The sequence below is a fragment of the Sorangium sp. So ce204 genome (genome assembly GCF_051526795.1).
GTDB classification, from domain to species: Bacteria; Myxococcota_A; Polyangia; order Polyangiales; family Polyangiaceae; genus Sorangium; species Sorangium cellulosum_B.
Genome location: NZ_CP150317.1, coordinates 11,172,354 through 11,185,462, shown reverse-complemented (window position 1 = coordinate 11,185,462; position 13,109 = coordinate 11,172,354). Strand labels below are relative to the sequence as shown.

The 13,109-nt window shown below is 71.7% G+C and carries 13 protein-coding genes; 7 read left to right on the top strand and 6 right to left on the bottom strand.

Annotated features, from left to right (window positions below; all coding sequences use genetic code 11):
- Positions 1-36: 36 nt before the first annotated feature.
- Both WMF22_RS42180 and WMF22_RS42175 read left to right on the top strand, forming a co-directional pair.
- The gene (locus tag WMF22_RS42180) at positions 37-1,197 is read left to right on the top strand and encodes a hypothetical protein (protein ID WP_437295577.1); all 1,161 of its coding nucleotides are present in this window, start codon (positions 37-39) and stop codon (positions 1,195-1,197) included.
- On the top strand, positions 1,194-2,297 hold the full coding sequence (locus WMF22_RS42175; protein WP_438033399.1) for a metallophosphoesterase family protein: 1,104 nt from the start codon (positions 1,194-1,196) through the stop codon (positions 2,295-2,297). The genes WMF22_RS42180 and WMF22_RS42175 overlap by 4 nt, the downstream gene beginning before the upstream one ends.
- 30 nt (positions 2,298-2,327) lie before the next feature.
- Here the strand turns inward: WMF22_RS42175 and WMF22_RS42170 are convergent, their stop codons facing one another.
- Positions 2,328-3,485, bottom strand: coding sequence for a pyridoxamine 5'-phosphate oxidase family protein (locus WMF22_RS42170; protein ID WP_438033398.1), 1,158 nt, complete (start codon positions 3,483-3,485; stop codon positions 2,328-2,330).
- Between the two features lie 344 nt (positions 3,486-3,829).
- Between WMF22_RS42170 and WMF22_RS42165 the strand changes: the two genes are divergently transcribed.
- Complete coding sequence (locus WMF22_RS42165) at positions 3,830-4,663, top strand: AraC family transcriptional regulator (protein WP_438037322.1); 834 nt, start codon at positions 3,830-3,832, stop codon at positions 4,661-4,663.
- On the opposite strand, the gene WMF22_RS42160 is transcribed toward WMF22_RS42165, so the two are convergent.
- A complete protein-coding gene (locus tag WMF22_RS42160; protein ID WP_438033397.1) occupies positions 4,634-5,704 on the bottom strand; it encodes a hypothetical protein in 1,071 nt (356 codons plus the stop codon). The two genes, WMF22_RS42165 and WMF22_RS42160, sit on opposite strands and share 30 nt — an antisense overlap.
- A 299-nt stretch (positions 5,705-6,003) precedes the next feature.
- On the opposite strand from WMF22_RS42160, the gene WMF22_RS42155 reads away from it, so the two are divergent.
- A complete protein-coding gene (locus WMF22_RS42155) occupies positions 6,004-6,612 on the top strand; it encodes a helix-turn-helix domain-containing protein (RefSeq protein WP_438033396.1) in 609 nt (202 codons plus the stop codon).
- 237 nt (positions 6,613-6,849) lie between these two features.
- On the opposite strand, the gene WMF22_RS42150 is transcribed toward WMF22_RS42155, so the two are convergent.
- The 4 genes from WMF22_RS42150 to WMF22_RS42135 form a co-directional block, all read right to left on the bottom strand.
- Complete coding sequence (locus WMF22_RS42150) at positions 6,850-7,845, bottom strand: HvfC/BufC N-terminal domain-containing protein (protein ID WP_438033395.1); 996 nt, start codon at positions 7,843-7,845, stop codon at positions 6,850-6,852.
- Positions 7,842-8,702 carry a DUF692 domain-containing protein gene (locus tag WMF22_RS42145; protein ID WP_438033394.1) on the bottom strand — a complete coding sequence of 287 codons (861 nt, stop codon included), beginning with the start codon at positions 8,700-8,702 and terminating at the stop codon, positions 7,842-7,844. Before WMF22_RS42145 ends, WMF22_RS42150 begins: the two co-directional genes overlap by 4 nt.
- 7 nt (positions 8,703-8,709) lie before the next feature.
- Complete coding sequence (locus WMF22_RS42140) at positions 8,710-9,693, bottom strand: MopE-related protein (protein WP_438033393.1); 984 nt, start codon at positions 9,691-9,693, stop codon at positions 8,710-8,712.
- Positions 9,694-9,889: 196 nt separating this feature from the next.
- On the bottom strand, positions 9,890-10,543 hold the full coding sequence (locus WMF22_RS42135; protein ID WP_437295569.1) for a TetR/AcrR family transcriptional regulator: 654 nt from the start codon (positions 10,541-10,543) through the stop codon (positions 9,890-9,892).
- 55 nt (positions 10,544-10,598) lie between these two features.
- Here WMF22_RS42135 and WMF22_RS42130 point away from each other — a divergent pair, with 55 nt between their 5' ends.
- From WMF22_RS42130 to WMF22_RS42120, 3 genes are all read left to right on the top strand, one after another.
- Positions 10,599-11,063 carry a methyltransferase family protein gene (locus WMF22_RS42130; RefSeq protein ID WP_437295568.1) on the top strand — a complete coding sequence of 155 codons (465 nt, stop codon included), beginning with the start codon at positions 10,599-10,601 and terminating at the stop codon, positions 11,061-11,063.
- Positions 11,064-11,193: 130 nt separating this feature from the next.
- Positions 11,194-11,970: a hypothetical protein gene (locus WMF22_RS42125; RefSeq protein WP_437295567.1), complete on the top strand. Its 777-nt coding sequence runs from the start codon at positions 11,194-11,196 to the stop codon at positions 11,968-11,970.
- 77 nt (positions 11,971-12,047) lie between these two features.
- Positions 12,048-13,043 (top strand): DsbA family protein, encoded by a 996-nt coding sequence (locus WMF22_RS42120; protein ID WP_438033392.1) that lies wholly within the window; start codon positions 12,048-12,050, stop codon positions 13,041-13,043.
- Positions 13,044-13,109: the final 66 nt, after the last annotated feature.

Sequence of the window (13,109 nt, the reverse complement as noted above, 5' to 3'; positions counted from 1 at the left end):
GCCGTGCCACGTTAGGCGCCCGCCACGCAGAGATCGATGCTGAGGCCCCCGCGCACAACAGGCTACGTCCTCACCCTGGCGCTCCTCCTCGTTGTCGCGCCGGCCGAGGTCGAGGCGGGTGATGGCGCGCCAATCTCCCCGGCCACCGCCGCGCCAGGCGGGGGGCCAGCGACCGCGGCGCCGCCGACGAAGGATGTCTCCGCCGGGCGCCGCGCCGTCGCCGCGGCCGGCGCGGTGTTCCCAGGGGTCATCGCGCACGGCACCGGGCACCTGATCCTGGGTGAGCCGGGCACGGGCTGGACCCTCCTGGCCCTCGAGGGCGCGGGCGCCGGCCTCGCCGTGGGCGGGCTCGCGGGCGCGGCGGCCTCAGGGGCCTCGCGGCGCGTCATCGCGCCGATCGTGCTCACCACCGTGACGGGTGTGGGCCTGTTCGGGATCTCCCTTCTGGCGGACCTCTATGGCGTGCTCGCCCCGGAGGGCGGCACCGGCAGCCCTCCTTCGTCGCTGCCCTGGGTCGAGACGCAGCTCGGGTTCGCCTACGTCCACGACCCCACGTTCGCGTACCGCACGTTCCTCGTGCCAGGCATGGATCTGCGCCTGAGCTCCCTCCGCCTCTCGGGCTCCGGCTGGTTTGCCTTGAACGACGACAATGCGCGCCTCCGCGTCGAGGCCGCGCATCGCTTCATCGGCCCCGGCACGCCGGACGGCCCGCGCGCGGCGGACGGCTCGTTCCTCGAGATCGAGGGCGCGCTCACCCATCACCGCTACACCTCCGACGACTTCTCGATCACCACCGGCGAGGTCAGCCTCGAGGGCCGGCTCGATCTCGCCCACCTCGGGCGCACGCTGCGGGGCTCGTTCGCGGAGATGGGCTGGGGGATCGCGGTCGAGGGCTACCGCCACGGCCGCCGCCCGCTCGAGGGGAACGAGCTCTTGATTCCCCGCTTCGCCTTCGGCGCGTACCTCGGGCACGCGGGGTATCCGCGCGGCGAGGCCAAGGTGGTTTACGACCACCGGCACGACGGGTATGTCGGCGGCGCGAAGCTCCCCGGCCTTGGCAGCGGCGTCCCGGGCCATTTCGGCCTGGAGGGCCGGATCCATGCCTCGCCCCGCTGGGGCCTGCTCGCCGACGTGAAGGCGGGCTCCGCGTACGTCGGGCGCCTCGCGCTGCTCTTCCGCCCTGGAGACTCGCCATGATCCTGAGAGACGCCCTCCTCGCGCTCATCGCCCTCACCGCGCCGCTCGCCCTCTCCTGCCTGGACGTGGCCGAGGGCCGCGCGCGCCGCGACCTGGAGGTGGGAATGGCCTCACGGGGAGAGGCGCGCGTCACCGTGGACGAGGGGCTCGCGGCGGTCCGCCGCCTCGACTCGGGCGAGCTCGCGCTCTGGGCGAGCGCGCCCGCGCTCTCGATCCGCCTCACCGACGAGGCGGGCGGGCCGTGGAAGATCACGATCGAGAACATGCTCGCGGACGCCGAGCTCTCGGCGCGCGTCGGGGACAAGCGGGTGCCCGTGGAGCTCGTCGAGGCGCCGTTTCCGACCCAGCGCACCTTCCGCCTCTCCCTGCCGCCCGGCGCCGAGGCGGCCCTCTCGCTGCGCCCGCCGGACGAGGCGCGGCGCGAGCCGTGGAGGTTCGCCGTCTTCGCCGACGTCCAGGAGGACATCGACCGCGTTCAGGACATCTACGCGAAGATGAACGAGGCGGAGGGCGTCCGCTTCGCGCTCATCAGCGGCGATCTCACGTCGCGGGGCTCGCCCGAGCAGCTCGAGCGATTCCAGCGCGAGATGAAGACGCTCCGTTTTCCCTGCTACGCGACGCTCGGCAACCACGAGCTCGGCACGCGGGACGACCTCTACCACGAGTGGTTTGGCCGCGGGAATTACCGCTTCGCGTTCCGAGGTGTGCAGTTCACGATGCTCGACTCGGCGAGCGCGACGATCGATCCGCTCGCCTACGGGTGGCTCGACGGCTGGCTCACCGAGGGGCAGGATCTCCTGCACGTGGTCACGATGCACCTCGCGCCCCTCGACCCGGTGGGCTCCCGCAACGGCGCCTTCGCGAGCCGCGCCGAGGCCAACAAGCTCCTCACGATGCTCGCGGGCGGGCGCGTGGATCTCACGTTCTACGGCCACATCCACTCGTTCTATGCGTTCGAGAACGCGGGGATCCCCGCGTACATCTCGGGCGGCGGCGGCGCGATCCCCGAGCGGCTCGACGGCATCGGGCGCCATTTCGTCACGGTCGACGTCGAGCCCCCCGGCAAGATCGCGCAGGTCGCCGTGGTTCGCGTGGATTGAACTGGATCGCTTCGCTGTCCGAGCCGAGCGTCATCGCAGGCGATCTTCGCGCTGGCTCTCCGGGCCGTCCGCCCTCGCCGCGCCGCGGTCGTAGCCCTCGTCCGTCAGCCCCTTGCGGTAGCCGAGATCGATGAGCCATCGCATGAGCCTCGGGAACGCGCCGGCGCCGCTGCCGAGGAGGCGAATCATCGCCGCCTTCGCGCCGCCGTCCTCGTTGAGCGCGAGGTGCTGAGTCGCCAGCGCCATCAGATCGGGGACGGCGCCCGCGTCGACGTCGGCGGAGCGTTGCCAGATCTTCGATCGCTGCAGGGCCTCGTTCGCCAGGAGCTCCGCGCGCGCCACGCGGATGACGAGCGCTGCCTGCGGTGGCTTTCCCGCGAGCGCCATGGTCGACAGGAGCGCCGGCTCGTCGGTGACGTACGCCGTGCCGCCGACGTGGAGGACGTCGTCGCGCCCTGGAACCACGGCTGCGAGGGAGACCTTGTCGCACGTCACGACGTTGTGGAACGTATCGGTCCGCCGGTTTCCCCGGCGATCGGGGATGACGAGCGTCTCGTCGTCGAGGATCCGCAAGAAGCCCGGGAAATCGCCTCGCGGGCTCGTATCGCCCGAGCCCGCGGCGTCCCACGACGAGAGGACGGCGAAGGGGCTCGACGCGAGGAAGCGAGCGACGCTCGGATCGCCGAGGGGTCCGCCTTCCCTCTCGTGGCGCGCGCCATCAGGCGGCGACGGCGGCTCGACGGTGCCGGCGGCGCGAGCGCGCGGCCCCTCCCAGAGGCGGGATCGGAGGATGCTCCTCGCGCAGTGAACGAAGGCCTCCTCGACGGTGACGACGATCCGGCCGCCGCGTCGCTCGGCGACAGAGCCGTTGAGCCGAAGGGTCTCGCCGATCCCCGGCACGAGGAAGACGAACGAGGCGCCGCTGCCGGACTCCGGCGTCGGGTGCCTCGCCGGTAGCTCGAAACGAACGCGCTTCGGCGATTCCACGTGCGCGAAGCCGCGGGCGCCTCCGACGAAGGTGCTGCGCCAGCCTCCCTGTTCGTCACGAAAACCGAAGCCGGCGACAGGAGCACTGGCGAGGACGCGCCGACATCCCTCGTCCAGGGCGCCGATCTGCTTCATGCGCACGGCCGGGATCGGGGCGCCGACGATCGCCTCGATCTGCTGCGCGGTCATCCACTTCCGCATCGAAGAGCCTCCGCGTTCGTGTCCGCCGAAGAGCGGTCTCGCGGGCTCCGGCACGGCCGCCGGAGCGCGCAGAGGAACCATCGCAGCCGGCGAGCTTGACCGCATTCCGAGATGAGGACATTTTGTTTTGCAATCCGGCCATGGGTTCGAAGCGAAGGAAGCGTCCCGCGTCGCCCGTGTCATCCGCGGCATCGCCGGCATCGGGATTGGCCTTGTCCTCCGCCGGCTCCACCACGAAAGGCTCGCCGGCCCCGCCCGCGTCGCCGTCGATCGGCTCCCCCGGGTGGACCTTTCATGGCGACGTCCAGGTCGCGAACGAGCCGCGCGCATCGGCGGCCGAGGCGATGGAGTCGCTCTCGCGTCGCTTCGCGCGCGAGGATCGTGGCGAGTGGCGAAGCACGCTCGCGCGGCCCGCCAGCGCCGTCGGCCTGAGCATGGTCACCGGCGGGCTGGAGAGCGAGTTCCACAGCCATCGCGAGTCACAGCTGTTCTTCCTCGAGCGCGGCGAGGTCACGTGCGAGGCGTCGAACGCGCTGTGGATCGTCCCGCCGCGCTCGGCGCTGTGGATCCCCGCCGGCGTGCTGCACAAGATACGAGGGCGCGCGCCGCTCGAGGGCTACGGCGTCTTCATGGAGCCGGACGTGGCTCCCAATCTGCCGGCCGAGTGCTGCGCCGTCTCGGTCACGCCGCTCTTTCGCGAGCTGCTCGTCCGCCTCGCGGCGCGCCCCGCGCTGTACGACCTCGACGGGCCGGATGCGCGGCTCGTGGCCGTCCTGTTCGACGAGCTGGCGGCGGCGACGATCGAGAAACATCGCCTGCCGATGCCGGCCGACCCGCGCCTCCGAAAGCTGGTCGATGCGATGGCGGAGAACCCCGCCGACGGCGCGACGATGGGCACGTGGGCCCGCCGGATCGGCGTCGGCGAGCGGACCCTCAACCGGCTGCTCGTCCGGGAGACCGGCCTCAGCTTCGGTCGCTGGCGCCAGCAGCTCCACATCGTCCTGGCCCTCCAGCGGCTCTCGCGCGGAGCGAGCGTGCAGAGCGTCGCGAGCGACCTCGGCTACGAGAGCGCGAGCAGCTTCGTCACCATGTTCCGCAAGGCGCTCGGCGCGTCGCCGGCGCGGTACATGGCCCGTCGTCTCGGTCCGTCAACGCTGCACCAGAGAGCTCAGCCATGACTCGATGTCCCGCGTCGGCGGGTAGCTGTCCTGCTCCCGCTCGCGATCGCCGTCGATCGACAACCTGAACATCGGGCAGTCTTCATCCGGCGGAAAGACCTTCTTCTGCACGACGGCCCCGGTCCGCCGATCGAGCACGGTGGCCTCGGTCTCCTTGAACCGGATCGTCAGGTCGGCGAGCGGCTCGCCCGCGCGGTCCTTGTACCCGGTGCACGTCTTTCGGCCCTTGATCTCCGGGAGCCGGCGCGTCATGGCAACGAGATCGACGTCTTGCAGCAGGACCGCCTGGCCGAAGAGCTTCATGGAAGCCGTCTCGAGGAGGAGCACGCTGCTCCGATCGTTCTCCTGCTTCGGCTCGCCTTCGAAGAGGACCGGACCATTCTTGACGCGATCGAGCACCGACAGGACGGACATGGCGGCGTCGGCCTGGCGCAGCTCGATGGAAGCTGTCTGTCCGGAGGGGAGCTCGATCTCGAGCTTCGCCTTGGGCCCTAGCAGGGTTTCGCGGTACCTGGCGATTGGAACTCTCCCGAGCTGGCCCTCGACATTGTCGAGCTTGATGATGTCATAGATGTCGCTCTCGATACGCCCGCTCTTCTCCGCGACCTTCCATCTGGTGCCTGCTGGGAAGCCGTGGAAGGTGATCTGGTAAGTGCCCTCGAAGATGGCGACGTCGCCGTGGAGCGCTTCGTCGGACTTGACGACGAATTTCCGCTCGTTCGCCCACTCCAGCTCGAGCGGGCCGCGGAACGCTCGGGGGACCCGCGCGCCCCGCGGGGCGAGCACGGCGATGCTCACGAGCATGGCGATCGCGATGGCGATCCCGAGGAGGATCGCCGCGGACGTGCGTTTCGGCGCCGCAGCGGGGCGAGGCGCGGCGACGGGCGGGCCGGGCGGGCCGGGCGGGACTGCGCGCTGCAGCTCTGGGCGCTGCAGCTCGTTGTGTGTTCCGCAGTAACGGCACACGATCGTGCGGCTGCCCGGCGGGACCTCCAGCGGCGCGATGCATCGCTGGCAGTGGTAAACGTTGACGGGGCTCATCGGCTGCAAGCTCCCCCAGGAACGCGAGGGCACGTGGACACTCCACGCGCGGGTTCCACGCTGGAGCTGAAAAGTGAACGCGTGAACAAGTGAAAAACTACGAGGACGAGCTCGTCGACGATCCCTAACATCATCGCCTCTTCCTCGCCCAGGCTCCCCGTCGTTCTGCCTTGACAAATGAACAGTATCGCGCAAAAGTTCGACCTGGCGTGTGTCCACCTTGACAGGTGAGCAGTACTGCGCAAAAGTTCGACCGGGTACGCCTGCGCCCGCACGGAAAAGAGGAGATGACGATGCCCATGATCGGACGACAGTGCACGCGCGACGGCAGGACGGTCTGCCTTCGGATGAGTCAGACCGGGCTACCGGTGAATCAAGAGGAGCGCGGGCTCACGCTCGTGTACGGGTGGGCGAGCGAAGAGCGCCGCGCGCAGGGGATCCCCGCGTCGATCCAGGGAATCGAGCTCCGCACCGACGCGGGCAAGGTCCTCGCGTTCGATTTCTGCCCGTTTTGCGGCGAGAAGCTCGCGGGGAGCACGAACAGCGTCCGAGCGCCCGTCGCGCGGCGCACCGCTCCGGAAGGCGCCCGCGCCGAGTCCCAGCCGGCGGCGGTCGAGCGCACCCAGCGGGCCGGGCGCGCGGTCGAGGCCGTGCCGCCGACCCCTCCGAGCGCACAGGCGCGCGCGCAAGCGGCGGCGGGCTCGACGACGCTGAAGGTGCTTCGCGAGAAGCTCGGGCTCTCGCAGGCCGAGCTCGGCGAAAAGCTCGGCCTCGCGCGCAGCTCGGTCGCCAACTACGAAAACGGACGCTCACCTCTGTCGCAGCGGCTCCGCAAGTGGGTCGCAAAGCACGAAGCGAAGCTCAACGAAGGGGGAAGCGGCGCCGGCCGCCGGAGCGCGGCCGCCTAGAGCGACGGTCACCCGCTTCGGATACGGGCCCACCTCGACGTTTTCGGTGCTCAGCGCACCGGAGTGCGCTTGCGCGCCGAAAACGCCGATCTGGGCCCGTCTCCTGTGCGGGTGACCGTCGCTCTGCTCTGCACGTCGCAGCGGAGACCGCTGTAGATCGACGAGGCACGGCCCGCCGGGTGGTCGCCGGCGTGTCGGTGATCACGCTGGGCGTGAAGACGGCGGTGGAGTGGCGGTTCAAGGGCGAGCTGAAGAAGACGGACCGCGGCCAGCGGTCCCGGCGCCGGCGAGGCCCGTCCACCAGCCGTTCGAGAGGGCGAGCGCGATCCAGCCCTGCAGATTGACCTGCAGCTGCGCTGCTTCCGCCGCCGTGCAGCCCTGCTCGACGGCGGCAAGGGCCTGCCCGAACGGCAGCGCCCGGCAGCGCTCGAGCAAGCGGGCGAACAGCGGATCCACCGAGGTCGTCGTCGTGCCGGCGGCGCTCCGGGCGAAGACCCACGCGCGGGTGGACGCGTGGCGACGCCTCGCGTTTAGGGGGCGCTCTTCCAGATCGCCCAGGTCGCCCCCCGCGCGCCGCGAGAAGCGCGCGAGGTCCCAGTCCTCGTGGGTCAGCGTCAAGGACACCGCGAAGCGCAGCCGCGCCTCGGCGAGCCCGGCGAGCTCCTCCGGCTTCGGCCGCCAGAGGCCCTCGAACGGCGACTCGCAGGCGAGCCGCTCCGCCTCGTCCATGCGCAGCGCCTGGCGGACCATCGCGAGCGGCGCCCCGGAGAGCTCGATCCGCCGGCGCCACGCGTCCTCGTGCCCGCGCGCCGGGCGCACCGGATGGCGGCCGCGGCGCGCGCCGTCAGGGCCGCGCAGCGCGCCGCGGAGCCGCTCGGCGAACCCGCTGGACGCCGCGTCGAGGTCCGCGTGCCGGGGCGGGCACGCGGCGAGGTGCAGCGCGGCCAGGTGGTTGAAATGCCAATAGCTCATCGCCCGCGACACGCGGGGGAAGCTCGTTTGCAGCGCGGTGAACAGCCGCATCCAGTACTGGCGGTGATAGACCGCGAGCCGCTCCGCCGGCGCGAGGCCCGCGGGGCCGACCTTCACCTGCGCCACGAGACCCGCAGGGTATCGCTCCGAAAGCTCCCGGAACCGGCCTGCGCTCGCGTCGAGCGGCGCGCGGAGCACCGCGGTGAAGTCGCGCTGGAGCTCCCGCAGCCAGGCCGGGGGATCTCCACCTCTCGAGCTCATGACGATCGCACCTGCCGCGCCTTGTCGAGCTCAGCGAGCGCGATGTGCAAGGGCGGGATCTCCGCGTCCCACTCGAGGAGCGTCGGGAACGGGCCGCCCCGGCGCCACGCCTCCTCGTAGAGCGACCATACCTCGTCGGACACCGGGCGATCGTGCGTGTCGTGCCGCAGGCCCGAGGGCAAGATCTGGTGGCCGGCCACGTGGACCTGCAAGACCCGGTGCCAGGGCACGCCGTCGAGGTACTCGCGCGGATCGAACCCGTGATTCTCGCTCGAGACGAAGACATTGTTGATGTCCAGCATGCACCAGCAGCCGGACTCCTCCACCACGCGGCGATAGAACTCCCACTCAGGCATCGTGTCGCGCTCCCACGCGACGTAGGAAGACAGGTTCTCGATCCCGAAGGGCACACCGAGGGCCTCCTGGACCTCGAACGCCCGGCCGGCGGCGTACGGGATCAGCTCCGGATGGTACGGTGCCGGCAGGAGGTCGTGGTGCGTCATGCCCTCGAACGCCGTCCAGCAGAGGTGATCCGTGAAATAGGGGATCCGGAGCTCCTGGATCAGATCCTTGAGCCGCGACAGGTGAGCCCGGTCGAGGGGGGCTTCGCCGAGCAGGTTCAGCGAGACGCCGTGGGCGACGATCGGGTAGCGCTCGGCGATGCGCCGGAGCCGCTCCCGGGGCAGCGGCGACGCGCCGAGGTAGTTCTCCGCGATGATCTCGAAGAACCCCAGCGGGGGCCGGAGCTGCTCGATCGCGTCGTAGTGCGGCGGGCGCAGCCCGAGGCCGAGCGCGCCTCGCGGGAGCGCCCGCGCCACGGGCGCCTGGCTGCCGGCCGGGCCTCGCGGCGCGCTCATCGGTCGCTCAGGGGCTCGGCTCGATGGGGTCGGCCGGCGCCAGCGGATCGAAGCTCTTGCCCTCGGGCGTCAGGGTGCGCAGGTAGGCGATCAGCCGATCGATCTCGGCGAGCGAGAGCAGGTGGTAGGAGCCGGGCATGTTCGAGTAGGCATAGCCTTCCGGGTGGACGCCGTCGATCCCGAACGCGATGATGGATTGCAGGTACCGATCCGAGCGGCGCTCCCAGAACTCGGCGACGTAAGTGGCCATGTCCTCGGTGGGCCGCACCTTCACGCCGAACGAGCCCGCCGAGCCGGAGTGGCAGTGGTCGCACGTCGCCGCCTTGAACGCCGCGGGGCCGTCTCGATCCTGATCCTCGGCGGTCTCCACGCAGCTCCAGCCCGAACACCCGTTCATGGCGCGGCAGGTATGCTCGTAAAGCTCGTTCCAGGACTGGTAGACCATGCCGCGGCAGCTGTTCGAGTGGCTGCAGGACGAGTTGATCTGGACCACGCCGGGGCGCGCGGGGCCCGTCAGCGACGCGGACTTGGCGCACGCCGCGGCGAACTCGGCGAGCGAGATCTGGCCGTCGCCGTCCTCGTCCATGAGGTCGATCGCGTCCACCAGGTCGGGCTCCGGGCCGCCGTTCCACACGAGCGTCTTGACCGGCGCGTCGGACTGATCGCAGTTGGAGTCGACGCCATCGAGATTCCGCTCCTCGGCGTCGGGGTGGACGGTGTTGTTGAAGTCGTCGCAGTCGCCTTCGCGCGGGGTGAAGCCGTCCCTGTCGTGGTCGCTGTCCTCGTCATCCACAAGCTCGCCGCCGCCGCCCGCGCCAGAGCCGGTCACGGCGGGCTCCTCGCCGCCGGAGCCGTCGGTCCCGGCGGGAGACTCGCCGCCGCCGCCGGTCCCAGCCGGCGTCACAGCTTCGTCGTCGCCGCAGCCTGGAGCAAAGGCGGCGAAGCTGGCGAGCGCCAGCGCAAGCAAGGTGGATCTCGGCGATTGGGTCATGGTGGTCGTCCTGCCTCCGAAGGAACGCGCAGGGCCCTCTTGCTGGCCGCCCGGCGCACGACCTGTGGCACGGCCGCCGTGCGCGGAATATGCGGCAAGTTGTCGCGGGCCCGCCGTCGACCGGACGGATCGTCGCTGTACAGGCTGGCGTCCCGCGTGGCTCCTGCGTCCGCGCCGCGGAGAAGGGGCATCGCGCCTACGGCCGGTCCGCGGGGCTCGCCGCCCGCGCCGGTGTCGCGCCGGCGGTGAGATAACCCATGAGCGCGTCGGTGATCGCCCGCCGGAGCGCGCCGTCCTCGACGCCCGCGGGCGGATCGAGGGCCGCTGCGTGGACGAGCTCCTCGAACATGCGCAGGACAACGTAGGTGGCGAGATTGAGATCCGGCTGGACGATCTCCGAGCCGTGGCGCGACAGCAGCCGCCGGGTGCGATCGAAGACAGCCCGGCTGGCCGCGCTCAGCGTGCGCTGTTGCTCCAGCGTCGGGAGATCGGCGTGGAGGAGCCGTTGCAGCCGCGGCTCCGACCGGTGGAGCTCGAGGCTCCTCTCGACGAGCGCCTCCGTCGCTCCGCGCAGCGAGACGCCGTCGGCCGCCGCGTCCACCTGCTCGACGAGCCGCAGCATGTGGCGCACGTGGCGCTCGTGCAGCGCGGTGACGAGGGCGTCCTTGTTCGGGAAGTACTGGTACACCGACCCGACGCTCACCCCCGCGACCTTGGCGACCTGGTTCGTGTTCGCCCCGTCGTAGCCGTGCGCGTCGAAAACGCGAGCCGCGGCCTCGACGATGGTCTCCACGAGGAAGCGCGAGCGCGCCTGGCGAGGCTCTTTGCGCGGCTTTTCTGGGCGCTTCATCGTCTCTCCCGAACGCGAGTCTCCGCGTCTTGCCCTGTCGCTAGACTGGTGGGGCATGATCACCTCGAACGCACCCTCGCGCAATCTGCTCCCGCCGGTCCTGCTCCTCCTCGTGGTGGCGGTCATGTGGCTGACTCACGCCGTCCTGCCGTTCCCGCCGGTGCTCCCGGCGTCGACTCGCTGGCTCGGCGCCTTGCCGCTGGCGATCGGCGTCGTCATGGCGGTCGCGGCGCGGGCGCAGTTCGCGCGGGCCGCGACGGAGATCAACACCTTCGCCGAGCCCACGCGGCTCGTGACCGGCGGGCTGTTCCGGTGGTCCAGGAATCCGATGTACCTCGGGATGGGCCTCGCCGCCGCGGGCATGGCGGCGTTGAGCGGCGCGGCGACGTCGTTCCTGCTCGCGGCGGTCTTCGTCACGATCGTCGACCGCTGGTACATCGCGTTCGAGGAGCAGCGGCTGCGCGCCCGGTTCGGCGCTGCCTACGAGACCTACGCCCGGTCGACGCGGCGCTGGGTCTGACGGCGCGCGCCGGCGGAGCCGCCATCCATCGCCGCTCGCAGGAATGCGGGGCCGGATTTGCACGCAGCGGCCGAGAGAAAGGAAGTAAAAGAGGCCCTGAGCGCAGGAAGAAGGAAGAGAGGATCGCAGGATGACAGGCATGCTTCGCGGCGGGCTGTGGATCGGCTGTGCAGCGGCCGTGGTGGCCACGGCGGCGCCGGCGAGCGCCATGCAGCCTGCGTCCGAGGCCTCCCCTGCGCCAGTTGCGCCGCCGAGCGCGTCGGCCGTCGCGCCGGCTCCGGGCGACGCGGCGGCAGCGCCGCTCCTGCCGCCGCCGGCTCCGGGCGACGGCGGCGCGCCGCCGGCCGGGGTCGCGCCGCCCGGAGCTCCCCAGGCGCCCGTGAGGTGGACGACGAGCCCGGGGTCCTGGCAGCCCGGGGGCTCTCCCTGGCGCGAGCGGCGCGAGACAGAGCGCGTCTGGTACGGCTGGCAGCACCTCCTCGTGCTCAGCGGGACCGTCGCGTTCGGACCCCTCGCTGTCGCCACGGAGAACGAGATGTTCGCCTGGATGACCGCCGGCCCATTCGTGCTCGGCGGCCCGATCACCCACTGGGCCAACGGCCACCTCGGCAAGGGCTTCCTCAGCCTCGGCCTCAACGTCGGCTGCACGTTCGGCGGCGGCCTGCTCGGCCAGGTCATCGGCGGTGCTTCCCCCAACAGAGACGGCGAGCTCACCGGCCTTGTCTTCGGCGCCATCCTCGGAGCGCTCACGGCGAACATCGTCGACGCCACGCTCCTCGAGTACGAAGAGCCCCCGGGGCCCGAGAGCTACGAGTATATCCGCCTCCGCCCGCTCCGGCTCCGGTTCGCGCCGCACGCCGCCCTCGCGCCCGGCCGCACCACCTTCGGTCTCGGCGGCGCCTTCTGAGGGGCCGCGGCGCCGGCCGCGCGCCTCGAGCGGCGCTTCGGCCTGGCCCGGCCGCGGCGGGGGTGTAGCATCCGCGCGTGTTCATTCCGAGATCAGGTGCACGACGGCCCGCGCTCGCCGCGGTCCTCGCGCTCGCCGCGCTCCCGGGTTGCGGCGGCGCGGAGCGGCAGGAACCCCAGTTCGCCGATTCCCCCGAGGTCCCGCTCCCCGGGCCCCCGGGCGCCGCGCCGCTCGACGCGGCCGGCGGCGCGCCGGAAGAGCTGCCCGGCGTGGACACGGCCGAGCTCGTCCGCCGCGAGCGCGATACCTGGTGGCAGCTCGTCTCGCAGCTCTACGCGCCGTGCCCCGAGCAGGCGGTGTCGCTCGCGCAGTGCGTCCGCGAGTCGCGCGCCTGCGCGGCCTGCGCGCCGGCCGCGCAGCTCCTCGCCGACAAGATCCGCGGCGGCGCGAGCGGCGCGGAGGCGCAGGCCGCGTACGGCGTGAGGTTCGGTCCGAACGTGAAGCAGATCGACCTCGCCGACTCGCCCTCTCGCGGGCCGGAGCGCGCGTCGATCCAGATCGTCGTGTGGTCGGACTTCGAGTGTCCCTCCTGCGGGCGCGCGGTCCCGCACCTCGACGAGGCTGTCGAGCGCCACGCGCCCCACGTCAGGCTGATCCACAAGGTGTATCCGCTGCGATCGCACCCGCACGCCGACGCCGCGGCGCGCGCGGCCATCGCGGCGCACCGCCAGGGCCGCTACTGGCCGATGGAGCGCCTCCTGTTCGAGAACCAGCAGCGGCTCGAGGAGAAGGATCTGCTCGGCTACGCGCAGAAGGTCGGCCTCGACATGGCCCGGTTCCGCGCCGACATGGCGGGCGAGCCCGCCGCCCGGGTGGTCGCGCGCGACAAGGCCGAGGCCGACCGCGCCGGGCTCTCGGGGACGCCGTTCATCGTCATCAACGGGCGGGAGTTCGATCTGGCGCTGTTCAGCCTGCAGGGCGAGCTCGACCGGTGGATCGAGACCGAGCTCGCGATCCTCGGAGGGCGCGACACGGCGGCGCCCGGAGGCGGCACGCCGCGCGACGCGAAGTAGGGCCGCCGCGCGGAGTGGCCGGCGCGCGCGCCGGCGGGTCGCGCTCGGTTGGCGATCGACCCCCTC

What these genes read in the sequence shown, in the direction of transcription:
- WMF22_RS42130 (WP_437295568.1), top strand. Translation starts at nt 10,599, where the DNA reads ATGATCACCTCGAACGCACCCTCGCGCAATCTGCTCCCGCCGGTCCTG.
- WMF22_RS42145 (WP_438033394.1), bottom strand. Translation starts at nt 8,702, where the DNA reads ATGAGCGCGCCGCGAGGCCCGGCCGGCAGCCAGGCGCCCGTGGCGCGG.
- WMF22_RS42155 (WP_438033396.1), top strand. Translation starts at nt 6,004, where the DNA reads ATGATCGGACGACAGTGCACGCGCGACGGCAGGACGGTCTGCCTTCGG.
- WMF22_RS42170 (WP_438033398.1), bottom strand. Translation starts at nt 3,485, where the DNA reads ATGCGGAAGTGGATGACCGCGCAGCAGATCGAGGCGATCGTCGGCGCC.
- WMF22_RS42150 (WP_438033395.1), bottom strand. Translation starts at nt 7,845, where the DNA reads ATGAGCTCGAGAGGTGGAGATCCCCCGGCCTGGCTGCGGGAGCTCCAG.
- WMF22_RS42175 (WP_438033399.1), top strand. Translation starts at nt 1,194, where the DNA reads ATGATCCTGAGAGACGCCCTCCTCGCGCTCATCGCCCTCACCGCGCCG.
- WMF22_RS42160 (WP_438033397.1), bottom strand. Translation starts at nt 5,704, where the DNA reads ATGAGCCCCGTCAACGTTTACCACTGCCAGCGATGCATCGCGCCGCTG.
- WMF22_RS42180 (WP_437295577.1), top strand. Translation starts at nt 37, where the DNA reads ATGCTGAGGCCCCCGCGCACAACAGGCTACGTCCTCACCCTGGCGCTC.
- WMF22_RS42125 (WP_437295567.1), top strand. Translation starts at nt 11,194, where the DNA reads ATGACAGGCATGCTTCGCGGCGGGCTGTGGATCGGCTGTGCAGCGGCC.
- WMF22_RS42140 (WP_438033393.1), bottom strand. Translation starts at nt 9,693, where the DNA reads ATGACCCAATCGCCGAGATCCACCTTGCTTGCGCTGGCGCTCGCCAGC.
- WMF22_RS42165 (WP_438037322.1), top strand. Translation starts at nt 3,830, where the DNA reads ATGGAGTCGCTCTCGCGTCGCTTCGCGCGCGAGGATCGTGGCGAGTGG.
- WMF22_RS42135 (WP_437295569.1), bottom strand. Translation starts at nt 10,543, where the DNA reads ATGAAGCGCCCAGAAAAGCCGCGCAAAGAGCCTCGCCAGGCGCGCTCG.